Raw genomic sequence first — 23,129 nt, 5'->3', positions numbered from 1 at the left:
CTTGTCCGGCGACCCATCCGGGATTTTACTGACACGGGCGTGCGACGCCTCCTGCGATCCGGGCTTGCCGGGCCGCGACGAGAGGCACGGACCGGGAGGGCCGGCCGAAGATCGCCACGGGGAGGGGACGGCATGGCCAACTACCTGATCGAAATGGTGCCCTATCGCTCGGTCGGCTTCGTCGTCTACGGCGACCTGGAGCGATGGAATTCGACCATGCCGCGGGTGCCGCAGGTGCTGCACGAGGTCGGCGGCCGGGTCCGCCGGCGCGACGGGGTCCGCGATCCTCGCCTGTCGGCCGGATCCTACGGGGTCGGCGCCATGGCCATGGCCTGGGACGAATTCGTCGAGTCCGGCATTCCGGCCGATTTCGTCGCCCAGCCCTTCGTCACCCTCGACTCCGACATGCACCCGCGCGCCGTGCTGGTGGTCCGCGCCCTGCCGGAGCCCGGCGCCGTCGTCGACGGCTGGCTGCTGGCGCCGACCGGTCGCGGCTATCGGCCGTGCCGCGTCGAGGGCCTGATCGCCAAGGTCGACGAGGCCGAGTTGTGGATCGGCCCGGTGTTCAAGTTCGGCGGCGTCGCCGCGGTGGCCGGCAAGGAGGGCGCGGTCGGGGCGCTCGGCAACGCCGCCACCGGTCAGGTGTTTCCGTTCCTGATGACCGCCACCCGCGCCGGTCTCGGCTGGGGCGGCTCGGTCGGCTTCGCCCTCGGCCTCGCCTATGGCTTTTCCGCGCCCGCCGCCTTCGTCGGCACCGACACCAGCAACATGATCGACTTCAGCCTGGCGCTCGGCGCCCGCTGGGGCACCTTCCTGAAGAGCGCCAATCCCAAGGCGATGAAGACCGGCGTCGCGGCGGTGCGCGCCGGCTCCGCCCTGTTGCGCGAGATCCGCGGCACGGTGCGTTCGACCCAGGCGCTGGTCTCCGCCGCCTCGCGCTTCGTCAATTCCGAGGCCGGGGTCAATCTCGCCAAGAGCATCGCCGGCCTCGGCCTGCTCGACACCGGCGGCACCACCTACACCACCATCGACATCCCGGTCGGCGGCGCGGGGGCCGAACTGGCGGTGTTCGCGTCCTTCGGTTCGATCAAGGCGGTCGACGCGGCGAGCGTCGACTCCTATCTGAAGAGCATCGGCACCAACCCCTTCGGCGCCTCGTGAGGGCCGCCGATGGGCGTCGATCGCCGAGGCCGAGCTCTGAGCGGCGGGGGACCCCGGCTCAGGCGCCCCGGCGGCGCAGGGGGCCGTAATTCCGGAGAATCTCCTCGGCCGGAATCATGCTGGTGAAGGGCCACGTACCGATGCTCACGACCTCGTAACCGAGATCGAGCAGGGAATAGGTGGCTTCGACGGCGAGCTCGAGCGTGGCGTATTTGTCGACACATTCGAGGTCTTTGCTGCGGTAGCAGACTTTCCATGATGTCATGTGGTATCAGGTGGTGTTTATTCCCACCGTCTCAATGAGTGGCATGTGTTCATTTCGTGATCATTTGCCATCGCGAGACACACCGTCGACATGATCGACGGCGTCGAATGGGCTGGTGGGGCGAGGTGAGAACTTCGAGGGAACGACGGATCTTGCGTCGACCCTCGTAGTAATACTTCATAGCTCCGTCGCTCACCCGGCGGCACGGCCGCGGGCGGTCCCGCGTTCGGGTCGCGGTCGACGCGGGCGGCGGTGGAGATTGCGGTCGCGTCGGCGCGCGATCTGCGCGATATAGCCGGCGCGGCGCGGCCTTCGGGCCCGCGCGACGGCGATGGAATCGACGCAGCCGGAACCGAACCGAAGATGACCCCGACCCCTGCCGCCCGTTTCTCGGTCGCCCCGATGATGGATTGGACCGACCGGCATTGCCGGGTGTTCCACCGTCTGCTGACCCGGCGCGCGACGCTCTATACCGAGATGGTGACCGCCCCGGCGGTGATTCACGGCGATCGCGACCGGCTGCTCGGCTTCGCGCCCGAGGAACACCCGGTCGTCCTGCAACTCGGCGGCTCCGACCCGGCGGAACTGGCGCGGGCCGCGGCGATCGCCGCCGACTACGGTTACGACGGCATCGATCTCAACTGCGGCTGCCCCTCCGATCGCGTCCAGTCCGGCCGCTTCGGCGCCTGCCTGATGGCCGAGCCGGATCTGGTCGCCGCTTGCGTCGCGGCGATGCGCGCCGCGGTGGCCCTGCCGATCTCGGTCAAGTGCCGGATCGGCATCGACGACGCCGATCCGCGGGAGCAACTGCCGCGCCTCGTCGAGGCCGTCGTCGCCGCCGGCGTCGCCACCGTGACCATCCACGCCCGCAAGGCCTGGCTCTCCGGCCTCAGCCCCAAGGAGAACCGCAGCGTGCCGCCGCTCGACTACGACCTGGTGTTCGAGATCAAGCGCCGCTGGCCGGATCTGCCGATCACCATCAACGGCGGCATCCGCGACCTCGACGGCGCCGAAGCGCTGCTCGCGCCCCGCGGCAGCGTGCGTCTCGACGGCGTCATGCTCGGCCGCGCCGCCTACGAGACGCCGGAGATCCTCGCCGGGGTCGACCGTCGGATCTATGGCGAGGCGGTCGCCGACGTCGATTCCTTCGCGGTGATGGAGCGCCTCGAGCCCTATTGCGCGGCGCTCATCGCCGACGGCGGGCGCCTGTCCCACGTCACTCGCCACATCCTCGGCCTGTTCGCCGGCCGCCCCGGGGCGCGGGCCTTCCGGCGCATCCTCACCGAAGGGGCGATCGTCCCCGGTGCCGGCCTCGAAGTGCTGCGCGCCGCCACCGCCGCGGTGCGTCGCCCGGCTCGCGAGGTCGAAGACAGCGCGTCGGGCGCCCTCGCGTCCGACGCCGCCGCCTGAGCGCTCAGCGCATCCGTCGGGTCTTGAGCATCTCCTCGCGCGCCGCCCGCGCCGCGCGCCGGGCCGGCAGATCGGCGGTGATGCGCGTGCGCTCGGCCTCCGACAGGCGGATCCACCGCGAGATCTCGTCGATCGTCCGAAAGCAGCCGAGGCACTGCTTCTCGATCGGGTGCAACTGGCACTCGCGGCGGCAGGGCGACGGGATCGGCGCGGCTTCCTCGGACATCGGTTCCTCGACGGGTCGGCTCGGACGGCAGCGGATTTGACCCGTTCGCGCCGCCCGACGCAAGCACGCTGCTCCAAAGAACGAATTGCAATAGATGTGAATTGAACGTTAGGATTGTGCATCTCAATCGTCGGGCCACCGGGGGGCAGCCATGACCGATCTGACGTCGTTCCTACACGTTCCGTGGTCGGGCCTCGCCGGCCTGGTGACGTTGGTGCTCGCGGTGCTGGTGCCGATCGCCTTCATCGTCTGCAATCACGAGGTACGCATCCGCCGCATCCGCCTGATCGAGGAGTTCCGCCGCAACTTCATCGAACCGGCGGCCGAGAAGCTCGAGAAGCGGGATCAGAACTCGCCGTCCTTCGAATTCGCGGTGACCAAATACACCGTCGATCTGTTCGGACTGATCAAGCCCGGAGAGATCGACGACCTGCGCCGTGGCGGCACGTCGTCGAAGGAACTCTATGCGCTGGTCGATATCGCCTGGATCCATCGCATCGTTGCCAATTGGGTGCTGCTCTTCGCCTTCCTGCCCTACGCCCTGGTGGTCGGCGCGGTGGTCCATCTCGTGTTCCGCCTGGAGCCGCCGATCGTCGATCAGGCCGTGACCTTCGTCGCCGGCGAAGCCGGTCCGCGGCTTCTGGTGGCCGGCCTGCTCGGCGCCTATTTCTTCACGATCCGCCTGCTGATGCGGTCGGTCACTATCTTCGATCTGACCGCCGGCACGGTATTGCGCGTCTTCGGCCATTTCCTCGAGACCGCCGTGGTGGTGCTGATCTTCGGCGCACTGAGCGACCAGTTGGGCTCGGCGATCGTCGGCACCAAGCCCTCCGCGGAGTCGATCGTCGGACATGTCGCCGCTCTCGGATCGGGGCTGATGCTGCTCGGCGCCTTCGTGATCGGCTCGGTGCCCGACGCCGGCATCCAGTTCCTCTACACGATGGGGCGCCAACTCGCCGCCGAAGACAAGATCGGTTTCCTCTTCAGTCTGATCAAGAAGACCGACAACCGCTTCACCGACATCACCCGCTCGATCTCCCTCGACGTCATCGACGGCATCGACTATTCGACGCGCTATCGTCTGGAATGGATCGGTCTCTACGAGGTCCAGAACCTCGCCGCCTGCAACCCGATCCTGCTGCACATCGAATCGCCCTACGGCATCTATCAGGCCGTCGATTGGGTGGCCCAGGCTCAGCTCTGCACCATCGTCGGGCTCGAACGCTTCCTGCTCCTACAGCAGTACAACATCCGCACCATCTTCGATCTCGAACGCGTGGTGCAGAGCGCCAAGTCGACCCACGAGGCCCGGCTGATGGTCGCCTCGATCCTGTTCAACCGTACCGAGACCTTCGGCGCGGTGCTGAAGGCGGCCGGCTGGGGCGAGCGAGGCATCGTCCCGCTCGGTACGCTGTCCTGCGGGCCCGATTGCATCGCCCCCGGCAAGACGGCGACCGACTACGCCACCTGGGTGCTCGACATGGTGCGCCGACCCTCGACCATCCTCGTCCGCAATCCCGAGTTCGATCCGGCGAATCCGTTGAAGAACCCGCGCTTCCTGCCGGTCGAGGCCGACGATGCCACGTTGCAGCATTTCGTCCGCACCATGGTCGACGACCTCCATGTCCACCGCCTGCGCGAGGTCTGGGAAAAGATCGCCCTTTCGCTCGGCCGTGACGGCGCCCATCTCGACGACAACATCGACGTCGACGATTGAGGTGACCACGACGCGCCGAATCCGAAGCGTCGACGGCGCTCAGGCCAGCAGCGCGACCAGCGCGGCGATCTCGGCGATCAGCGTTCCGGCGCCGATGACGTCGCCGGTGTGGCCGCCGATCGCGCATTTGGCGAGCGCCGCGAGCCCGACCAGACCACCCGCCGCGGCGATCGGCGCGGCGACGACGTTGGCGAGCGGCAGGAACGGTAGGGTGGCGGCGAGGAACAGCGCCGCGGCACCGAGCCCGGCGACCGCCAGCGTCGACGCGGTCGGCGCCCCGACGGCCCGCGCCAGCCCGTCCGGCCGCGCCGCCGGCGTCGCCACCATCAGGCCGAGCGGCAGCACCCGCACCAGGCCCGCCAGCCCGAGCGTCACCACGGCCGCCGCCGGACCGTCGACCCGGTCGAGGAGGTCGGCGACCAGCGCCGTACGCAGCACGAACTGCACCACCAGCGCCGCGCCGCCGAAGGCGCCGATGCGGCTGTCCTTCATGATCTCGAGCCGCCGTTCGCGGGTCGCGCCGCCGCCGAAGCCGTCGGCCACGTCGGCGAAGCCGTCCTCGTGGAAGGCGCCGGTCACCGCCGTGGTCACCGCCACGCAGAGCGCCGCGACGGTGAGCGAGGACAGGTCCGAGGCGCCGAGCAGCGCCAGCACCACCGCACCGGGCACGAGAATCACCGCGCCCGACAGCGGCAGCATCCGTACCGCCCGGGCGAAGGCCGGCAGCCGGCCGGGATCGTCGCTCGGCGACAGCTGCGGCACGGCGACGCGTGAATAAAAACGCACCATTCCGGCGAAATCGGCGAGCGCGTGGTCGAGGAACTCGGGGAGCTGCGGCATCTCGCGCCTTCCACTTTACGGCTGGGACAGAGGCGGCGCCGGCGCCGTCGCGCCGGGGCCGGGGGGTGGGGCGCCCGGTCGGGGACCGCCCGACCTTGCCGACGTCCGCCACCGGGTATAAGGCCGAGGACCCGACCCCCCCGTTCCGAGGACGATCATGGCCGCCGCGTCCCTTCCCTTCGACGACTTCCGCGATCTCGTCAATCTCCTGCCCGCCCCCGACGAGGCGGCGCTCGCCGCCTTCCGTGCCCGCGACGCACAGCTGACCAAGATTCCCGGCTCGCTCGGACGACTCGAGGAGATCGTCGAGCTCCTCGCCGCCCACACCGGTCAGATCCCGCCCAAGGTCGAGCGGCCGCTGGTCGCCGTCTTCGCCGCCAATCACGGCATCACCGCCCAGGGCGTCTCGGCCTTCCCGGCCGAAGTGACCAAGCAGATGGTCGCCAACTACGCCGCCGGCGGCGCCGCGGTGAACCAGATCTGCATCGCCGGCGACCTCGGCCTCAAGGTGTTCGAGCTCGCCCTCGACCTGCCGACCCCCGACATTTCGGTCGCCGACGCCTTCGACGAGGCCGGCTGCGCCGCCACCATGGCCTTCGGCATGGAATCGCTGGCCGGCGGCGTCGACCTGCTGTGCCTCGGCGAAATGGGCATCGGCAACACCGCGGTCGCCTCGGCGATCTTCTTCGCCCTGTGGGGCGGCAAGGCCGAAGACTGGGTCGGCCCCGGCACCGGCGTGGTCGGTCCGGCGCTCGCCAACAAGATCGCCGTGGTCGATCGCGCGGTCGCGCGGATCGGCGGGGAACAGGATCCCTTCGAGATCCTGCGCCGCCTCGGCGGTCGCGAGATCGCCGCGATGGTCGGCGCGATCATCGGCGCGCGCCACCAGAAGGTGCCGGTGATGGTCGACGGCTTCGTCACCACCGCTGCCGCCGCCCTGGTCCATGCCATGAACCCCCAGGCCATCGACCACTGCCTGTTCGCCCATGTCTCGGCCGAGCCGGCCCATGTCCGGGTGCTGGAGAAGCTCGGCAAGCGGCCGCTGCTCGATCTCGGCATGCGGCTCGGCGAAGGCACCGGCGCGGCGCTCGCCGCCGCCCTGGTCAAAGCCGCCTGCGCCACCCACGCCGGCATGGCGACCTTCGCCGAGGCCGGCGTCTCCAACAAGTAAGACCGACGCGCCCGACGGGCGATCGCCGACGCGAAGAGACCGCGGACTCCCTCGGGAGGTCCGCGGTCTCTCTGCATGGGACGCGATCTCAGGCGGCGCGGACCGTCGCCAGGAAGCGCTTCATCTCGTGGCCCAGCGTGTCCGACTGCTGGGCGAGGTCGCGGGCGGCGGCCAGCACCTGGGTGGCGGCGGTCGAACTGTCGCCGGCGGCATGGGTGATGCCGGTGATGTTCTGCGACACCTCGTGCGTTCCGGCCGAGGCCTGGGCGACGTTGCGGGCGATCTCCGACGTCGCCGAACCCTGCTGGTCGACCGCCGTGGCGATGCTCCCGGCGATGCGGTTGAGCCGTTCGATCACCTCGGTGATGGCGACGATCGCCGTTGCCGACGAGCGGGTCGACTCCTGGATGCCGCCGATCTGCGTCGAGATCTGCGACGTCGCCTTGGAGGTCTGGTCGGCGAGCTGCTTGACCTCGGCGGCGACCACCGCGAAGCCGCGGCCGGCTTCGCCGGCCCGGGCCGCCTCGATGGTGGCGTTGAGGGCGAGCAGATTGGTCTGGGCGGCGATGTTGTCGATCAGGTCGACGACCTGGCCGATGCGGCTGGCGGCGTCGGCGAGATCGCGCACCCGTGCCGCGGTCTCTTCGGCGTCGCGCGCCGCGCGCCCGGCGACGCTGGTGCTCTCGTCGGCCTGCCGCTTGATCTCGCCGATCGACGACGACAGTTCTTCCGCCGCCGACGCGACCGTCTCGACGTTGGCGGAAGCCTCTTCCGAGGCGCCGGCCACCGCCACCGCCTGAGCCGAGACCTCCTCGGCCGCCGCCGACATCGCCTGGGCGGAGGCCTGGAGCTGAGTCGCCGCTCCGACCACCGATTGGACGACGCCGCCGACCGCCGCCTCGAAGGCATCGGCCATGCGTGCCATTTCCGCCCGGCGGGCCGCCTCGCCGTCGATCTTGGCGCGCTCCTGGTCGGCGCGCAGGCGTTCGTTGTCCTCGAGCCCGCTCTTGAACACCGCCAGCGTCGCCGCCATCGTACCGACCTCGTCACCGCGTCCGGCACCGGGGATCACGACGTTGCGGTCGCCCTTCGACAGGCGCGCCATCGCTTGCGTGATCGCCACGATCGGGCGCGAGATGCCCCGCCCGATCAGCACGGCGACGACCAGTCCGGCGATCAGACCGCCGATCGCCAGGGCCCACAGGAGGGTGTGGATCGAGTCGAGGAGGCGCGCGGTCTTGGCCTGGAGGGCGGCGGCATCGGCCTGCGCGTCGGCGGTCGCCGCGTCGAGGGCCTTCGAGGCGACGCCGACGACGGCGCCCATCCGCGGGGCATTGTCGTCGAGCACCTGGGAGATTCCCATGAACCGATCGAAGGTCGAGGCGTACTCGCCATAGGTCGCCCGGATGGCTTCGGCGTCCTTGCGCACGCTCGCCGGTGCCCGGGTCGCAATCGTATCGAGGGCGGTCGCCAGTTTCTGGACCTGCTCCTTGAATTGCGCCCGCCCCGCAGCGTCGGCATTGTCGATCGTCGTGCGGGCCTGCAGGCGCAACGCGATGAAGCTGCGGGCGGCCTTCTCCACGGCGCGTCGAACGGATTCGTCGGCGGTCAGTTCGTCGCGGACCGCGAGCTGCTCGAGACCCTGCTCGATACGCGTGCCGAGCGGCGCCAGGACCGCGTTCTTCAGCCGCGCCAGCTCGAGTTTGCTGGTCAAGGTCACGCCCGAGAATCCGCGCATGTACTCGTCGAAATTGCTCTTGAATTCGAGGAGATATTTGTGCTGCTCCGGGTCGGTGATCCGCGCCAGAGACGTATCGAGATCTTCCACGACGATCTGAGCGTTCTTGCGCGTCGTGGCTTCGGAGTTCTCCTGCGTCATGTAGACGAATTCCCGCACCGAACGCCGAAACTCGAGAAAGCCGGCCTTGAGCTTGGCAACGGTGGCGATGGTCGTCGTGCTCCGTTCGAGATCGTCGAAGGCGACACGCGTATTGGCGAAAGAATAAATCGCGATGGCGGACACGACGACCAGAATTGCGAGCGTCGACGAGAACCCGGCCAGGATCTTGCCCGATATGTTCAGTCCGAAGCGCGCGCGGGACCGGTCGGAATTCTCGGAGATCTTCATATGGTGGCTCCAGTTCGACGCCTGGAGGGTGTCGCGGCGACGCGGACCGGCAGGCGGAGGGCAAGACGTCCCGTTCGCGCCGGGACGTGGCGGAACCGAGACGAGCGGTACTGTCGAGGTCGGTGGTTAATTCGGTGTTGAATTGAACGAGATTTCGCTGCCTGCGACGATCCGACCTGCGCGGCAGGTTCCTTTACGTAGTCGAAAACGAAACGCCTTCTCGCGGCGTATTCGGATCTCTGAACATGGCATGGTTGTGTACGGCCACCTCACGGAACGCCGTATGACGGCGATGTACGCGGGCGATGCACCAGCGATCGCCTCTGCGGCGCGATGGGCACCGCGTCGCCCGACCGGTCGATCTGCGCGACGAGGGTCTCAGCCCTCGACCTGGCGGCGCATCGCTTCGAGGATGCTGGCGGCGCCGGCGTGGCGCAGCGGTTCGCCGGGGGTGCGGCGCTGCGGCCGTTCGTCGATCTGCGGCAGGATCTCGAGCACCCGCGACTTCGGCACCGTGACGGTGATGTCGGTGCCCTCGCGCAGCTTCGACTTCAGCTCGAAAGTGCCGCCGTGCATCTTGATCAGCGCCTGGACGATGTTGAGTCCGAGGCCGGTGCCCTGTTCGGCCGACTTGATGGCGATCGAGCCCTGACCGAAGCGCGACAGGACGATCGGGATCTCCTCTTCGGGGATGCCCGGGCCGGTGTCGCGGATCGACACGTACTGGCCGCCGCCCGCCGTCCAGCCGACCTTGATCGTGACGGTCCCGCCCGACGGTGTGAACTTCACGGCGTTCGACAGGATGTTGAGGACGATCTGGCGCAGTGCCCGTTCGTCGGCCCAGATCTTCGGCAGCGCCTCTTCGTACTGCTCGACCAGCGTCAGGCCCTTGTTGCGGGCCCGCAGCCCCATCATGTGCACGCAGTCCTCGACCACGAAGGGCAAGGTGATCGATTCTTCGTTGAGGGTGTAGCGACCCGCCTCGATCCGGCTGATGTCGAGGATTTCGTTGATCAATTCGAGCAGGTGGCGGCCGCTGTCGTGGATGTCGCCGACGTAGCCCTTGTAATAGGCGTTGTCGAGCGGCCCCATCAGTTCCGACTGCATGACCTCGGAGAAGCCGAGGATGGCGTTCAGCGGCGTGCGCAACTCGTGGCTCATGGTGGCGAGGAAGCGGCTCTTGGCGAAGTTCGCCTCTTCCGCCTTGCGCAGGCTCTCGTCGGAGATCGCCTTGGCCTGTTCGAGTTCGCCGATCAGCGCATCCTTCTCGGCGCGCGCCTCGATCTCGGCGAGCGACGCCTTGTAGAGGCGATGGCCGAGCAGAATGAAGAACACCTGGGTGGTCGCCGCCATGCCGGCCATCACCATCTGCGGCGACACTGCGGGCAAGTCCATCGCCCCGGGGCGCGACAGCAGCCCGAGCGCGGTGGTCACGGTGATCGGGAAGGTCGCCGCGAACATCGCCGCCGGGATGTTGGAGGCGAGGATCGCCGCCATCGCCACCACCACCAGCATCGCCGAGAACTGGAACACGTCGACCAAGCCGGAGCCGTCGCCGGGCAGCAGGAACAGCATCGCCCAGGCGAGCCCGCAGGCCCCGTCGACCGCCGCCAGCCGTCGCCGCCAGCCAGCCAGCGACACGTCCTTGCGTTCGGTCTTGAGAAAGGCCTGCGCGAAATAGAGGCCGGTGAGATGGGCGGCGACCGTCACCGTGGTCCAGGCGCCGATCAGCACCTTGTCGGTCCACATCGCCCCGAGCGCCGCCACGCCGGCGACGAGAGCGAACACCCAAGGGGCGGAGGCGAGCCGCATCCGCGCGTGCTCGACCATCAGTTCCCAATCGAAGGCCGGCTTGACGTCGGTGCCCGAGTCGAGGCGTTCGCGCACGTCTCGGACGGTGCGCGCCACATGACGGCGGCGTTCGGCTCGCTGGGCATTCTTCGCGGTTCGGGCCGAACGGTTCGCGGCGACCTCGTCCGTCGACACGTCGCTCCTTCCCAGGGGTCTGTTGTGGTGTTGCGGGCCATTCGACGCTAAGGGGGAATGCTTAAGGAATCCCTCGGGAAGAGGGAGCAATTCGAACGAGGTCGGAGATGTCCCTGCTCCGCGTCCGCTCGCCGCGCTGGGGTCTGCGGATCGCGCTGGTCGCGGTCGCGGTGACCGTCGCGGCGCACTGGTGGCGCGGCGATCTCGGAACCTGGCGGCCGCCCGACGTCGAGGGACCGGTGATCGGCACCGTCACCGGCCGACCCCACCTCGCCGACGGCGACAGCCTGGCCTTCGGCGACCGCCGCATCCGCCTCGTCGGGATCGACGCGCCCGAACTCGACCAGGACTGCACCGTCGGCGGCAATCGCCGGCCCTGCGGCCTCGAAGCCCGCGATCGGCTCGCCCAGCTGATCGCCGGACGCGAGGTGACCTGCGCCTGGACGCGCTTCGACAAGTTCGGCCGCGGTCTCGCCCGTTGCCGCGTCGGTGGCACCGATCTCGGCGCCGCCCTGGTGCGCGACGGTTGGGCGGTCGCCTTCGGCGGCTATGCCGGCGAGGAGGCCGAAGCCCGCGCCGCCGGACGGGGCCTGTGGGCGGGAACCTTCGTCTGGCCGCAGGACTTCCGCCGACGCAAGGCGATTCACGGCACCGGCGGCGCCGGTCGCTTCGCCGACCCGGAGGACGACCCGTGACCGCCGATGCCCCCGACCTCGCCGGCCTCTGCGCCGAGATCGCCGCCTGTCGCCTGTGCCGCGACGCGCCCACCGGCCGGCCGTTGCCGCACGAGCCGCGGCCGGTGCTGGTCGCCTCGGCGACCGCCCGCATCCTGGTCGCCGGACAGGCACCGGGCGTTCGCGTCCACGCCTCCGGCCGCCCCTTCACCGACCCGTCCGGCGATCGCCTGCGCGCCTGGATGGGGATCGATGCGGCGACCTTCTACGATGCCGCGCAGATCGCCGTGGTGCCGATGGGCTTCTGCTTCCCCGGTCACGACGCCGCCGGCGGCGACCTGCCGCCGCGCCGCGAATGCGCGCCGCAATGGCGGGCCCGGGTGATGGCGGCGATGCCGGCGGTCGACTTCGTGCTGGCGCTCGGCCGTCCGGCCCAGCTCTGGCACCTCGGCGCCGATGCCGGTCCCTCTGTCGCAGCCGCGGTGGCCGATTGGCGCCGCCTGCTCGACCGTCCGGGCCTGCCGCAGGTGCTGCCGCTGCCCCATCCGTCCTGGCGGAATTCCGGCTGGTTGAAACGCCATCCCTGGTTCGACGCGGAAGTCGTGCCGGTCCTTCGCCGGCTGGTCGCGGAACGCCTGGCTCATGCTCCCGATCCCTCATGAATTGGAACATCGTTTTTATTTGCCGGCCGACATTGACGTCGATTGGAAAAATAGGCACCGATAGGGGCTGATTTTCGAAATTCAATACCAAATGCCGCCAGTGGAGTGGGCCCGTGATCGACCGCATCGACCGTAAGATCCTGCAGATCCTCCAGGAGGATTGCACCGTTCCCGTCGCCGAGATCGGCCGCCGCGTCGGCCTGTCGACGACGCCGTGCTGGCGCCGCATCCAGAAGCTCGAGGAAGACGGGGTGATCGTCGGCCGCGTCGCGGTGCTCGATCCGCGTCAGGTCAACGCCAAGGTCACCGCCTTCGTGGCGATCACCACCAACACCCATTCCGACGAATGGCTGAAGCGCTTCGCCGAGGTGGTGGCGCAGATGCCCGAGGTGGTCGAGTTCTACCGCATGGCCGGCCAAGTCGACTATCTGTTGCGGGTGGTGGTACCCGACATCGAGGCCTACGACGCCTTCTACAAGCGCCTGATCGCCAAGATCGACATCGCCGACGTCTCGACCTCCTTCGCCATGGAGCAGATCAAATACACCACGGCGCTGCCGCTGCAGTACGTGGTGGTCGAGAAGCCGGTGCCCGAGAAGTCGGCCGGCTGACCGCCGCGGTTGTGGCGTGCCGGTGCCTCGGATAGGGTCGGCCCGCCGCCACCGATCCTCGGTGACGCCCGAGAAGGCTTCGATCGATGCCTCCTGCCGCCGCCGTATCCGCCGAGCGATCCGCCGATACACCGCGCCGACGCGCCGTCCGCCTCGCGTCCCTCGTCGTGGCGCTCGGGCTCGCCGCCTGCGGCGGCCGCTCGGAGACCGCGCTGCTGCCGACCACGCTCACCGCCGAGGGCACGTCGCGCGTCGACATGCTGGTCGCCACCACCCGCGCCGCCACCGGCAAGCCCGAGGCGCCCTACACCGGCGAACGCGGCGCCGAGGTGTCGCTCGATCGCTTCGTCGTGTCGATCCCGCCCGAGGCGGCGCGCAAGGTCGGCGAGATCCAGTGGCCCGAGACCTCGCCGGCCGATCCGGCCAAGAGCTTCGCCGTGCTCGAGGACCGCCGCCTGACCAAGCCCGAGGCCGTCGCCTGGTTCCACCGCAGCGGCAGCCGGCGCATGCTGGTCTTCGTCCACGGCTTCAACACCCGCTACGACGAGGCGGTGTTCCGCTTCGCCCAACTGGTCCACGACAGCGGCACCGACTTCGTGCCGGTGCTGTTCAGCTGGCCGTCGCGCGGCTCGGTCTGGGCCTATGCCTACGACCGCGAGAGCACCATCGCCTCGCGCGACGCGCTGGAATCGGTGCTGCGCGGCGCCGCCGCCGACCCGGCGGTCAGCGACGTGACCGTGCTCGCCCATTCGATGGGCGGCTGGCTGGCGGTCGAGGCGCTGCGCCAGATGGCCATCCGCGAGGGCAAGGTGCCGTCGAAGATCGGCAACCTGATCCTCGCCTCGCCCGATCTCGACGTCGACGTGTTCCGCGGCCAGATCGCCCGCATCGGCCGGTCGCCGCGGGTCACGCTGTTCGTCTCGCGCGACGACCGGGCGCTCGAACTGTCCAAGCGCCTCGCCGGCGGCGTCGACCGCCTCGGCGCCATCGATCCCTCCACCGAACCGGCCCGCGGCACGCTCGAGAAGGCCGGTGTCACGGTGCTCGACCTGACCGCGCTGCGTACCGGCGACAACCTCAACCACGGCAAGTTCGCGCAGAGCCCGGAGATCGTCCGCCTGCTCGGCCAGCGCCTGATCGCCGGCCAGTCGGTGACCGATTCGCAGGTCGGCCTCGGCGACCGTCTCGGCGCCGTCGCCCTCGGGGCGGCCGGCACCGTCGGCTCGGCGGCGAGTTTCGTGGTCACCGCGCCGATCGCCGTGTTCGATCCCCAGACCCGCTCCGGCCTCGGCGAACGCGGCAGCCGGGTCGGCGAGGGCCTGTTCGGCACCTTCGATCCGCTGTTGAAGTAGTCGGGGCGCGGAAATCGCCGTCGGACGGTCCATCGCCGAACTCGGTTCGGCCGGCTCTGCCCGACTTCGACGGGCCTGTGGGTCGGCGTCCTCTCCCCCCTCGCGGGACCTTTGCACAATCTGTCCCAGGGTCTTCGATCCGCTCGAACGGATACCCGAGAGGGTGCACACCCACCGCCGTCATCCCCGGCGGCGCGGCACGCGCCGGGAAGGGGATCCATAATATTTTCAGTATCTTACCGAAGTTCTGGGCTCCCTTCCCTCGCTGCGCTCGCCGGGAGCGACGGTAGAGCTCGATCTCCAGCGAAAAGTTCGGGAAATTGCGCAAAGGTCCCCTCGAGGGGGAGAGACAGAGAGGGGGGGTACGGCCTCTCTCCTCGCGCCGCGTTGCGAGATCGTGGCTCCTCGCCCCCCCTCCCTGTCCCTCCCCCTCGAGGGGGGAGGGGACGATGGAGCCGCGGATCCAAACCACAGCAGAGATCGATGACATGCCGTCTTCGGCTCTCGACCCCCGCCTTCAGTCCTTGAACCCCGGCAGGTCCTGCGCCTCGTCGAGTCGGGCGAGTTTCAGGGCCAGATCGGCGGCGAGGTCGAGGTCGATCTCGAGCAGCCGCCGGCTCATGAACGAGCGGAAATAGTCGCCCCACATGAATTCCTGGAACGGCGTGTCGTCGTCGGTAAAGGCGCGGTCGCGCACCCGCCGGGCGAGCGAGCGCCAGGGATTGTCGGTGAGATCCTTGACGTGGGTCGGGATCGCCGCGAAGGGTCGCTGATTGCCTTCGGCATCGATCGGCCAGCAGCGCGCCGCCGCCTTCATCCGCCGCCAGAAGGTCGGAAAATCGTCGCCCGACCAGTCGTCGAGGCAATCGCCGAGCACCGCCCCCTCGAGATCGACCTTCCACAGCGCCCGCACCAGATGGTGGTGGTCGACCATGAAGATCCGCCCGCCCGGCCCGATCACGTGCGGGATCGCCTTGCGGGCGAGATAGTCGCGTCGGTCGCCGGCGTTCATCGCGACGAGCTTCTGGGCGCGTTCGGAGACCTCGGCGAGGCCGAGGGTCAGTTGGGTCGGTCGCAGATCGGCGACGGCGATGGTCTTCTGGGCCATGGCGGCTCCTCCCTCGCCACCATCTTAAGGTCGCTTCGGGCGCCGTGGCCAGATACGAAGCCGGCGACGACCGCGTTCTCCCCGTGCTATAGGACGCCGCGGTGGCCGATCTTCGCGATCGGCACCGCGCCGCTCCACGCTGTCGCTCGACGGGACTCCATGCGCCGCTTCTCCGCCCTCGTCGCAGCCCTGCTCGCCGTCCTGCTCGCCCTGCCGTGTGCGGCCGCGCCGGCCGGCCCCGCCGCACCGCGCCGCCTCAAGATCGGCCTCGACGGCGCCTATCCGCCGTTCAGTCGCCTCGCCGCCGACGGCACCATCGACGGCTTCGACGTCGAAGTCGCCCGTGCGGTCTGCGCCAAGTTGCCCGCCGACTGCGATCTGGTGACCCTCGGTTGGGACGATCTGGTGCCGGCGCTGCTCGCCCGCCGGGTCGACGTCACCGTCGCCTCGCAGCCGATCACCGACGAGGCGCGGCGGCGCATCGAATTCACCCGACCCTATTGGGGCGTGCCGCCGCGTTTCGTCGGCCGTCTCGTCGATCCGCCCACCGCCACGCCGCCCGCCGGGCTCGCCGGGCGCCGGGTCGGCGTCCGCGCCGGCACCGTCCATGCCGCGTGGCTCGCCACCGCCCACCCGGAAGCCCAGCGCGTGCCCTTCGCCGCCGAGGCCGACGCCCTCGAGGCGCTGGCCGACGGCCGCGTCGATCTGGTGTTCGGCGACACGCTGACGCTGTTCGACCGCCTCGAGCGGCTGCGCCCGCTCGGCCGAACCGGCTTCGTCGGCGGCGAGGTGGTCGACACCCGCGCCTTCGGGGCCGGAGCCGGCCTCGGCTTCCGCCGCGAGGACCGCGATCTCGGCGCCACCCTCGATCGGGCGCTCCTCGAACTCGACCGCGACGGCACCCTCGATCGTCTGGTCGGCCACTGGTTTCCCTTCGCGATCCGCTGATCGCATCCCCACCCGACGAACGCAGGAGACGAACATGGCGAAGGTCGCATTTCTCGGATTGGGCGTGATGGGCGCGCCGATGGCCCGCCATCTCGCCGTCAAGGGCGGCCACGACGTGGTCGTCTACAATCGCACCGCCGCCCGGGCCGACGCCTGGGTCGCCGCCAACGGCGGCCGCGCCGCCCGGACCCCGGCGGCCGCGGCGGAAGACCGCGACGTGGTCTTCGCCTGCGTCGGCAACGACGACGACCTGCGCGCCGTCACCCTCGGCTCGCACGGCGCCTTCGCGGCGATGGGCCGGGGATCGATCTTCGTCGACCACACCACGGCGTCGGCCGACGTCGCCCGCGAATTGGCCGGCGCGGCTCACGACCTCGGCATCGGCTTCCTCGACGCCCCGGTCTCCGGCGGCCAGGCCGGCGCCGAGAACGGCGTCCTCACCGTCATGGTCGGCGGCGATCCGGCGACCTTCGCCAAGGCCGAGCCGGTGATCGCCGCCTTCGCCCGGGCGGTGACCCTGATGGGTCCGGCCGGCTCCGGCCAGCTCGCCAAGATGGTCAATCAGATCTGCATCGCCGGCGTCGTCCAGGGCCTTTCCGAGGCGATCCACTTCGCCCATCGCGCCGGTCTCGACGTCGAGAAGGTGATCGCCACCCTGTCCAAGGGCGCCGCCCAGTCGTGGCAGATGGAAAACCGCTGGAAGACGATGGACGAAGGCCGCTTCGAGTTCGGCTTCGCCGTCGACTGGATGCGCAAGGATCTGGCGATCGTCCTCGACGAGGCCCGCCGCAACGGCGCCAGCCTGCCGCTCACCGGTCTGGTCGATCAGTTCTACGCCGACGTTCAGAAGATGGGCGGCGCCCGTTGGGACACCTCGTCACTGATCGCCCGCCTGGAAAAGTGACCACCTCCGGCGGCGGCTCGGCGCGGGAGATCGATCGCGGCGCGGTGGTCGGGGTGATCCTCGCCGGCGGCCTCGCCCGGCGCATGGGCGGCGGCGACAAGGCATTGCGGCCGCTCGCCGGGCGGCCGCTGCTCGCCCATGTCGCCGATCGGCTGGCGCCGCAGGTCCGCGCCCTGGCGCTGTCGGCCAACAGTGATCCCGCGCGTTTTGCCGCCTTCGGCCTGCCGGTCCTCGCCGATCCGGTCGCCGGGGCGCTCGGGCCGCTCGCCGGCCTCGCCGCCGGCTGGATCTGGGCCGCCGGGCTCGCTCCGCCCGCCGCCCTGGTCGCCACCGTCGCGGTCGACACGCCGTTTCTGCCCGAGGATCTCGTCGCCCGCCTCGCGCAGGCGCTCGCTGCCGCGCCGGAGGCCGAGGTGGCGGTCGCCGCGTCCGCCGGGCGCGTGCATCCGGTCGCCGCCCTCCACCGCATCGGCGACGTCGCGGCGCTGGTCGCAGGCCTGTCCGACGGCTCGCTGCGCCGCGTCATGAGCTGGATCGACGGCCGCCGCCCGGTGATCGTCGACTTCCCCGCACTCCCTTGCGATCCCTTCGAAAATCTCAACACCGAGGCCGATCTCGCCCGCGCCGAGGCGCGGATCCGGGCCGCCGCCGACGGTGGCCTTCCCTTGGGGCAGGGCAACGGAAGTCCAAGTGAGGCGCGTACATCGGGCACTTGTCAGAGCCCGGGGGATGGGCTCTAACCACGTCTCGGATCGGTGTTTCCCGTTACGCAGATTTGCGGCGCGGGCGGTCCGATGCCGTCGTGGGGATCGCTCGCATGAAGCGCCGCCAATTTCTTCGAGCCGCCTCGATCGGCGCCCTGGGGGGCGCCGCCGGGTTGCCGTTGGCCGCGCCGGCGATCGCCCAGAGTGCGCCGAAGATCGAGTGGCGGCTGACCTCGAGCTTTCCGAAGTCTCTCGACACCATCTATGGCGGCGCCGAACTCCTCGCCCGCACCGTCGCCGAGGCGACCGACGGCGCCTTCCGCATCCAGGTCTTCGCCGCCGGCGAGTTGGTCCCGGGGCTGCAGGCCGCCGACGCCGTCTCCGACGGCACCCTGGAGATGGCCCACACCTGTTCCTATTACTATGTCGGCAAGGATCCGGCCTTCTGCTGGGGCACCGCCGCGCCCTTCGGGCTCAACGGCCGCCAGCTCAATGCCTGGTTCTACCACGGTGGCGGCAACGAGCTGCTCGACCGCTTCTACGACCGCTGGGGCTTCGTGGCGCTGCCCGGCGGCAACACCGGCACCCAGATGGGCGGCTGGTTCCGCAAGGAGATCCGCACCCTCTCCGACCTCGCCGGCCTCAAGATGCGCATCGGCGGCATCGCCGGCCGGGTGCTGGCCAAGCTCGGGGCGGTGCCGCAGCAGATCGCCGGGGGCGACATCTATCCGGCGCTGGAGAAGGGCACCATCGACGGCGCCGAATGGGTCGGGCCTTACGACGACGAGAAGCTCGGCCTGCACAAGGTGGCGCCCCACTACTACTATCCCGGCTGGTGGGAAGGCGGCGCGGCGATCCACTTCTTCATCGACAAGGCCAAGTGGCTCGACCTGCCGCCGGCCTATCGGGCGATCCTGACCAGCGCCGCGGCCCAGGCCAACGTCGACATGCAGGCCAAGTACGACGCCCGCAATCCGGCAGCGATCAAGCGTCTGGTCCAGGCCGGCGCCCAGCTCCATCCCTTCCCGGTGGAGGTGATGGACGCGGCGCTGCGGGCCGCCAACGAGCTCTACGCCGAGATCGGCCGCGACAACCCGTGGTTCAAGACGCTGCACGAGTCGGTCATGGCCTTCCGCGCCGACGAGTATCTGTGGTGGCAGGTCGCCGAATTCGGCTACGATGCCTTCATGATCCGCGCGCGCACGCGCAGCTGATCGGACGGCTTCGCCGCCGCCCGCGACGACGGGACGAGGACTTGGGAGGGTCCTCGCCTCGGGAAGCAACAAGACCATCGGCCGCACGACGGCCGAAGAGATCTCTGGGAGGAGACCGCACATGGAACGTCGTGATTTTCTGAAGGCCGCATCCGTCGGGGTGATCGGATCGGCATCCGCCGCGACTCTCGCCGCTCCGGCGATCGCCCAGAGCGCGCCGAAGGTGAGCTGGCGCCTGACCTCGAGCTTCCCCAAGTCGCTCGACACCATCTTCGGCGGCGCGGAAGTGCTGGCCAAGGCCGTGTCGGACGCCACCGACGGCGCTTTCCAGATCCAGGTCTTCGCCGCCGGTGAACTGGTGCCGGGGTTGCAGGCCGCCGACGCCGTCACCAACGGCACGCTGGAGATGGCCCACACCTGTTCTTATTACTACGTCGGCAAGGACCCGGCCTTCTGCTGGGGCACCGCCGCGCCGTTCGGGCTCAACGGCCGCATGTTGAACGCCTGGTTCTACCACGGCGGCGGCAACGAGCTGCTCAACGAGTTCTACGCCAAGTACAACTTCATTGGTCTGCCCGGCGGCAACACCGGCACCCAGATGGGCGGCTGGTTCCGCAAGGAGATCAAGACCGTCGCCGATCTCAACGGTCTCAAGATGCGCATCGGCGGCATCGGCGGTCGGGTGCTGGCCAAGCTCGGCGCGGTGCCGCAGCAGATCGCCGGCGGCGACATCTATCCGGCGCTGGAAAAGGGCACCATCGACGGCGCCGAGTGGGTCGGACCCTACGACGACGAGAAGCTCGGATTCTACAAGGTCGCGCCCCACTACTACTATCCCGGCTGGTGGGAAGGCGGCGCGGCGCTGCACTTCTTCATCAACAAGGCCAAGTGGGCCGAACTGCCCAAGGCCTATCAGGCGATCCTGACCAGTGCCGCCGCCCACGCCAACGTCGACATGCAGGCCAAGTACGACGCCAAGAACCCGGCGGCGCTGAAGCGGCTGGTCCAGGCCGGCGCCCAGCTCCATCCCTTCCCCGGCGAGGTCATGGACGCCTCGCTGAAGGCGTCGATCGAGCTCTACGCCGAGATCTCCAAGGAGAACGAGCCGTTCAAGAAGCTCCATGACGCGGTCATGGCCTTCCGCAACGACGAATATCTGTGGTGGCAGGTCGCCGAACTCGGCTACGACGCCTTCATGATCCGCGCGCGCGGGCGCTGACCCCGATCGGGCCGGTCCGGCGACGGATCGGCCCCCCGCACGTGCCACGATGCCCGGGCTCGCCCGGGCATCGTCGTTTCAGGAGTCCGCCCACGCCGCTTCAGAACTTCGGCGGCTGGCCGAGGTCGAGCCCGGGAATGTCGAGACCCGGCAGGGTGTTGAGCTGGTCGAGCGCCTTCTGCTGATCGACCGCGTTGACCGCCTCCTTGGCGCCGATCACCATCCCCGGCACGGTCATCACCAGGGTCACCATGATCAACTGGATGACCACGAAGGGCACCGCCCCCCAATAGATCTCCGAGGTCTTGATCGGCGCCATGGTCCGCCCGGTGATCTTGTCGGTATAGGGGATGCGCGGCGCCACCGAGCGCAGATAGAACAGCGCGAAGCCGAACGGCGGATGCATGAACGAGGTCTGCATGTTGACCCCGAGCATCACCCCGAACCAGATGATCATCGTCTTGGCGATGTCCTCGGGGCTGTTCAGGTTGAACGAATGGGCGATGGCCAGCGCCGTCGGGTCCATCGTGAACACCTTCTCGGCGGCCGGCTTGATCAACGGGATGATGATGAAGGCCAGCTCGAAGAAATCGAGGAAGAAGGCCAGCAGGAACACCGCCAGATTGACCACGATCAGGAAGCCGTAGAGGCCGCCGGGCAGCGAGGCGAGGATCTCCTCGACCCAGACGTGGCCGTTGACGCCGTAGAAGGTCAGCGAGAACACCCGCGCCCCGACCAGGATGAACACCACGAAGGCCGACAGCTTGGCGGTCGATTCGGTCGCCTGACGGACGATCGCGGCATTGAAGCGCTTGGGATCGTGATCGATCCAGCGCTTCATCGCGGCCAGCAGCATCGCCCCGGCCGCCCCCATGGCGCCGCCCTCGGTCGGCGTGGCGACGCCGATGAAGATCGTGCCGAGCACCAGGAAGATCAGCGACAGCGGCGGCACCATCACGAAGGTCACCTGCTGCGCCAGCCGCGACAGGAACCGGAAGCCGAGGAAACGGTCGCAGACCCAGTTGAGGCAGGCGATCGCGAAGGAGAAGGCGACGCCGACCGACATCGACAGGATCACGAAGTCCGGCCCGCCCTTGAGGCCGCTGCGGCTCATCGTGCCGACCCCGACCGCCGCCGAGATGCCGACCAGCAGGGCCAGCGACAGGATGCCCCGGCTCTCGTCGGCCCCGGCCAACACCCGGGCCAGCCGCACCAGGAACAGCAGCGCCAGCACCACGATCGCCGCCAGGATCGCCGCCGACAGGCTGCCGCCGATGGTCCCCGACGAGAAGCCGTCGACGATCGCCGTGCGCAGGCCCGGTCCGAAACCGACCGCCGCGGCGGCGAGGCCGGTGGCGATCGCCGCGGCGTTGATCCGACCGAGCCGCAGGGCGATCTTGGGATCGGTCTCCTTGAAGCCGATGGCGTCGGGCGGCAGGCCGGGGGCGGCCTTGGGGAAGATCACCGTGACCAGGAACACGTAGAAGGCATAGAGCGCGGCGAGCACCAGCCCGGGCACGAAGGCGCCCTCGTACATCGCCCCGACGTCGGCGCCGAGCTGGTCGGCCATGACGATCAGCACCAGCGACGGCGGGATGATCTGCGCCAGCGTCCCCGAGGCGGCGATCACGCCCGAGGCGAGGCGGCGGTCGTAGCCGTAACGCAGCATGATCGGCAGCGAGATCAGGCCCATCGAGATCACCGAGGCCGCCACCACGCCGGTGGTCGCGGCGAGCAGCGCGCCGACGAAGATCACCGCATAGGCGAGGCCGCCGCGGATACCGCCGAACAGCTGGCCGATGGTGTCGAGCAGATCCTCGGCCATCCCCGAGCGTTCGAGCACCAGCCCCATGAAGGTGAAGAACGGAATCGCCAGCAGCACGTCGTTGTTCATCACGCCGTAGATGCGTTCCGGCAGCGTCTGCAGCAGCACCCAGTCGAGATGGATGTTGCCGTGGCTGAACGGCGCGAGTTCCACCCCGACGAAGAAGAAGAACAGACCGCAGCCGGCCAGCGAGAAGGCCACCGGATAGCCGAGCAGCAGGAACAGCACCAGCGACGCGAACATCAGCGGGGCGATGTTGTGGGCGACGAACGCGGCCATGAATCTCGTCCAATCGATTGAAATGCCAGAGGTCGGGCGAAGGTCGGAGGGCCGCGATCAGGCCTTGGGCGGGCCGTCGGCGGCGACGCGCTCGGCTTCGGCGATGGCCAGCAGGCGTTCGGCTTCGGCTTCCGCCGCGGCGTGATGGCCGCCGGCCGCATGGGCGTCTTCGATCAGCCCGCGCATCACCGCGATACGCTTGATCAGCTCGGACACGCCCTGCACCAGGAGCAGTGCGAAACCGATCACCACCAGCGACTTGGCCGGCCATTGCGGCAGGCCGCCGGCCGAGAAGGACTGCTCGTTGCCGAAGAACGAGCGGGTGAAGAACGGCACCGCCGTCCACAGGATCACCGCGACCATCGGCAGCAGGAACAGCACGTGACCGATCAGCTCGATGACGTTGCGGGTCCGCTTCGACAGGGTGGCGTTGACGATGTCGATGCGGATGTGTTCGTTGGCCTGCAGCGTCCACGACGCGCAGATCAGGAACACCGCCCCGAACAGCAGCCACTGCGCCTCCAGCCAGGCGTTCGACGAGGCGTCGAACACTTTGCGGATGATCGCGTTGAGGGTGGAGATGACGATCGCCGCGACCAGGAGCCACGATACGGCGCGGCCGAGCCGGACGGTGAAGGCGTCGACGGCCCGTGAAAATCCGATGAGTGCCTGCAAACGACGTTCCTCCCCCTCGCGTGACCCTCTTGTGCGGGCGATCGGCTCCC

At 69.3% G+C, this 23,129-nt stretch carries 21 protein-coding genes; 13 read left to right on the top strand and 8 right to left on the bottom strand.

Going from position 1 to position 23,129, the window contains the following annotated elements:
- The first annotated feature begins 132 nt into the window (after nt 1-132).
- Nucleotides 133-1,161, top strand: a complete 1,029-nt coding sequence (locus tag EYW49_RS01960; protein ID WP_131305417.1) for a hypothetical protein — start codon at nt 133-135, stop codon at nt 1,159-1,161.
- Between the two features lie 58 nt (nt 1,162-1,219).
- On the opposite strand, the gene EYW49_RS01955 is transcribed toward EYW49_RS01960, so the two are convergent.
- The gene (locus EYW49_RS01955) at nt 1,220-1,426 is read right to left on the bottom strand and encodes a hypothetical protein (protein WP_131305415.1); all 207 of its coding nucleotides are present in this window, start codon (nt 1,424-1,426) and stop codon (nt 1,220-1,222) included.
- A gap of 363 nt (nt 1,427-1,789) precedes the next feature.
- Here EYW49_RS01955 and dusA point away from each other — a divergent pair, with 363 nt between their 5' ends.
- Complete coding sequence (gene dusA / locus EYW49_RS01950; RefSeq protein WP_131305413.1) at nt 1,790-2,836, top strand: tRNA dihydrouridine(20/20a) synthase DusA; 1,047 nt, start codon at nt 1,790-1,792, stop codon at nt 2,834-2,836.
- Nucleotides 2,837-2,840: 4 nt separating this feature from the next.
- Here dusA and EYW49_RS01945 read toward each other — a convergent pair whose 3' ends face one another.
- A complete protein-coding gene (locus EYW49_RS01945) occupies nt 2,841-3,062 on the bottom strand; it encodes a DUF1289 domain-containing protein (protein WP_131305411.1) in 222 nt (73 codons plus the stop codon).
- Nucleotides 3,063-3,213: 151 nt separating this feature from the next.
- Between EYW49_RS01945 and EYW49_RS01940 the strand changes: the two genes are divergently transcribed.
- Complete coding sequence (locus EYW49_RS01940; protein ID WP_131305409.1) at nt 3,214-4,779, top strand: hypothetical protein; 1,566 nt, start codon at nt 3,214-3,216, stop codon at nt 4,777-4,779.
- A gap of 39 nt (nt 4,780-4,818) precedes the next feature.
- Here the strand turns inward: EYW49_RS01940 and EYW49_RS01935 are convergent, their stop codons facing one another.
- Entirely contained in the window at nt 4,819-5,619 is an 801-nt protein-coding gene (locus EYW49_RS01935; RefSeq protein WP_131305407.1) for an adenosylcobinamide-GDP ribazoletransferase, read from the bottom strand.
- 157 nt (nt 5,620-5,776) lie between these two features.
- Between EYW49_RS01935 and cobT the strand changes: the two genes are divergently transcribed.
- Entirely contained in the window at nt 5,777-6,790 is a 1,014-nt protein-coding gene (gene cobT / locus EYW49_RS01930; protein ID WP_131305405.1) for a nicotinate-nucleotide--dimethylbenzimidazole phosphoribosyltransferase, read from the top strand.
- Nucleotides 6,791-6,878: 88 nt separating this feature from the next.
- Here the strand turns inward: cobT and EYW49_RS01925 are convergent, their stop codons facing one another.
- Complete coding sequence (locus EYW49_RS01925) at nt 6,879-8,918, bottom strand: HAMP domain-containing methyl-accepting chemotaxis protein (protein WP_131305403.1); 2,040 nt, start codon at nt 8,916-8,918, stop codon at nt 6,879-6,881.
- Nucleotides 8,919-9,296: 378 nt separating this feature from the next.
- Nucleotides 9,297-10,904 carry a sensor histidine kinase gene (locus EYW49_RS01920; RefSeq protein ID WP_131305401.1) on the bottom strand — a complete coding sequence of 536 codons (1,608 nt, stop codon included), beginning with the start codon at nt 10,902-10,904 and terminating at the stop codon, nt 9,297-9,299.
- A gap of 107 nt (nt 10,905-11,011) precedes the next feature.
- Here EYW49_RS01920 and EYW49_RS01915 point away from each other — a divergent pair, with 107 nt between their 5' ends.
- From EYW49_RS01915 to EYW49_RS01900, 4 genes are all read left to right on the top strand, one after another.
- On the top strand, nt 11,012-11,599 hold the full coding sequence (locus EYW49_RS01915; protein WP_131305399.1) for a thermonuclease family protein: 588 nt from the start codon (nt 11,012-11,014) through the stop codon (nt 11,597-11,599).
- A complete protein-coding gene (locus EYW49_RS01910; RefSeq protein WP_131305397.1) occupies nt 11,596-12,240 on the top strand; it encodes a uracil-DNA glycosylase family protein in 645 nt (214 codons plus the stop codon). Before EYW49_RS01915 ends, EYW49_RS01910 begins: the two co-directional genes overlap by 4 nt.
- A gap of 116 nt (nt 12,241-12,356) precedes the next feature.
- Nucleotides 12,357-12,851, top strand: coding sequence for an Lrp/AsnC family transcriptional regulator (locus tag EYW49_RS01905; RefSeq protein ID WP_206365363.1), 495 nt, complete (start codon nt 12,357-12,359; stop codon nt 12,849-12,851).
- Nucleotides 12,852-12,937: 86 nt separating this feature from the next.
- Nucleotides 12,938-14,203: an alpha/beta hydrolase gene (locus EYW49_RS01900; RefSeq protein ID WP_131305392.1), complete on the top strand. Its 1,266-nt coding sequence runs from the start codon at nt 12,938-12,940 to the stop codon at nt 14,201-14,203.
- 517 nt (nt 14,204-14,720) lie between these two features.
- Here the strand turns inward: EYW49_RS01900 and EYW49_RS01895 are convergent.
- Complete coding sequence (locus EYW49_RS01895) at nt 14,721-15,311, bottom strand: ParB-like protein (RefSeq protein ID WP_131305390.1); 591 nt, start codon at nt 15,309-15,311, stop codon at nt 14,721-14,723.
- A gap of 159 nt (nt 15,312-15,470) precedes the next feature.
- Between EYW49_RS01895 and EYW49_RS01890 the strand changes: the two genes are divergently transcribed.
- From EYW49_RS01890 to EYW49_RS01870, 5 genes are all read left to right on the top strand, one after another.
- The gene (locus EYW49_RS01890; protein ID WP_131305388.1) at nt 15,471-16,259 is read left to right on the top strand and encodes a transporter substrate-binding domain-containing protein; all 789 of its coding nucleotides are present in this window, start codon (nt 15,471-15,473) and stop codon (nt 16,257-16,259) included.
- Nucleotides 16,260-16,263: 4 nt separating this feature from the next.
- Nucleotides 16,264-17,163: an NAD(P)-dependent oxidoreductase gene (locus tag EYW49_RS01885; RefSeq protein ID WP_228259426.1), complete on the top strand. Its 900-nt coding sequence runs from the start codon at nt 16,264-16,266 to the stop codon at nt 17,161-17,163.
- Nucleotides 17,160-17,903: a molybdenum cofactor guanylyltransferase MobA gene (mobA, locus tag EYW49_RS01880; protein ID WP_228259386.1), complete on the top strand. Its 744-nt coding sequence runs from the start codon at nt 17,160-17,162 to the stop codon at nt 17,901-17,903. The genes EYW49_RS01885 and mobA overlap by 4 nt, the downstream gene beginning before the upstream one ends.
- 77 nt (nt 17,904-17,980) lie before the next feature.
- Nucleotides 17,981-19,081 carry a TRAP transporter substrate-binding protein gene (locus EYW49_RS01875; protein WP_131305384.1) on the top strand — a complete coding sequence of 367 codons (1,101 nt, stop codon included), beginning with the start codon at nt 17,981-17,983 and terminating at the stop codon, nt 19,079-19,081.
- 121 nt (nt 19,082-19,202) lie between these two features.
- On the top strand, nt 19,203-20,300 hold the full coding sequence (locus EYW49_RS01870) for a TRAP transporter substrate-binding protein (protein WP_131305382.1): 1,098 nt from the start codon (nt 19,203-19,205) through the stop codon (nt 20,298-20,300).
- A gap of 100 nt (nt 20,301-20,400) precedes the next feature.
- Here the strand turns inward: EYW49_RS01870 and EYW49_RS01865 are convergent, their stop codons facing one another.
- Together EYW49_RS01865 and EYW49_RS01860 are read right to left on the bottom strand one after the other, a co-directional pair.
- Nucleotides 20,401-22,404, bottom strand: a complete 2,004-nt coding sequence (locus EYW49_RS01865; protein ID WP_131305380.1) for a TRAP transporter large permease — start codon at nt 22,402-22,404, stop codon at nt 20,401-20,403.
- 57 nt (nt 22,405-22,461) lie between these two features.
- Nucleotides 22,462-23,079, bottom strand: a complete 618-nt coding sequence (locus tag EYW49_RS01860; RefSeq protein ID WP_131305378.1) for a TRAP transporter small permease subunit — start codon at nt 23,077-23,079, stop codon at nt 22,462-22,464.
- Nucleotides 23,080-23,129 lie beyond the last annotated feature (50 nt).

It is taken from the genome of Siculibacillus lacustris, assembly GCF_004328075.1.
GTDB classification, from domain to species: Bacteria; Pseudomonadota; Alphaproteobacteria; order Rhizobiales; family Ancalomicrobiaceae; genus Siculibacillus; species Siculibacillus lacustris.
The sequence above is the reverse complement of the archived record's forward strand: the minus strand, read 5'-3'. Positions and strand labels throughout refer to the sequence as shown.

Coding starts and splice junctions, on each gene's coding strand:
- EYW49_RS01900 (WP_131305392.1), top strand. CDS start 12,938: ATGCCTCCTGCCGCCGCCGTATCCGCCGAGCGATCCGCCGATACACCG.
- EYW49_RS01865 (WP_131305380.1), bottom strand. CDS start 22,404: ATGGCCGCGTTCGTCGCCCACAACATCGCCCCGCTGATGTTCGCGTCG.
- EYW49_RS01955 (WP_131305415.1), bottom strand. CDS start 1,426: ATGACATCATGGAAAGTCTGCTACCGCAGCAAAGACCTCGAATGTGTC.
- EYW49_RS01935 (WP_131305407.1), bottom strand. CDS start 5,619: ATGCCGCAGCTCCCCGAGTTCCTCGACCACGCGCTCGCCGATTTCGCC.
- EYW49_RS01870 (WP_131305382.1), top strand. CDS start 19,203: ATGGAACGTCGTGATTTTCTGAAGGCCGCATCCGTCGGGGTGATCGGA.
- dusA (WP_131305413.1), top strand. CDS start 1,790: ATGACCCCGACCCCTGCCGCCCGTTTCTCGGTCGCCCCGATGATGGAT.
- EYW49_RS01890 (WP_131305388.1), top strand. CDS start 15,471: ATGCGCCGCTTCTCCGCCCTCGTCGCAGCCCTGCTCGCCGTCCTGCTC.
- EYW49_RS01960 (WP_131305417.1), top strand. CDS start 133: ATGGCCAACTACCTGATCGAAATGGTGCCCTATCGCTCGGTCGGCTTC.
- EYW49_RS01895 (WP_131305390.1), bottom strand. CDS start 15,311: ATGGCCCAGAAGACCATCGCCGTCGCCGATCTGCGACCGACCCAACTG.
- EYW49_RS01915 (WP_131305399.1), top strand. CDS start 11,012: ATGTCCCTGCTCCGCGTCCGCTCGCCGCGCTGGGGTCTGCGGATCGCG.
- EYW49_RS01940 (WP_131305409.1), top strand. CDS start 3,214: ATGACCGATCTGACGTCGTTCCTACACGTTCCGTGGTCGGGCCTCGCC.
- EYW49_RS01875 (WP_131305384.1), top strand. CDS start 17,981: ATGAAGCGCCGCCAATTTCTTCGAGCCGCCTCGATCGGCGCCCTGGGG.
- cobT (WP_131305405.1), top strand. CDS start 5,777: ATGGCCGCCGCGTCCCTTCCCTTCGACGACTTCCGCGATCTCGTCAAT.
- EYW49_RS01925 (WP_131305403.1), bottom strand. CDS start 8,918: ATGAAGATCTCCGAGAATTCCGACCGGTCCCGCGCGCGCTTCGGACTG.
- EYW49_RS01945 (WP_131305411.1), bottom strand. CDS start 3,062: ATGTCCGAGGAAGCCGCGCCGATCCCGTCGCCCTGCCGCCGCGAGTGC.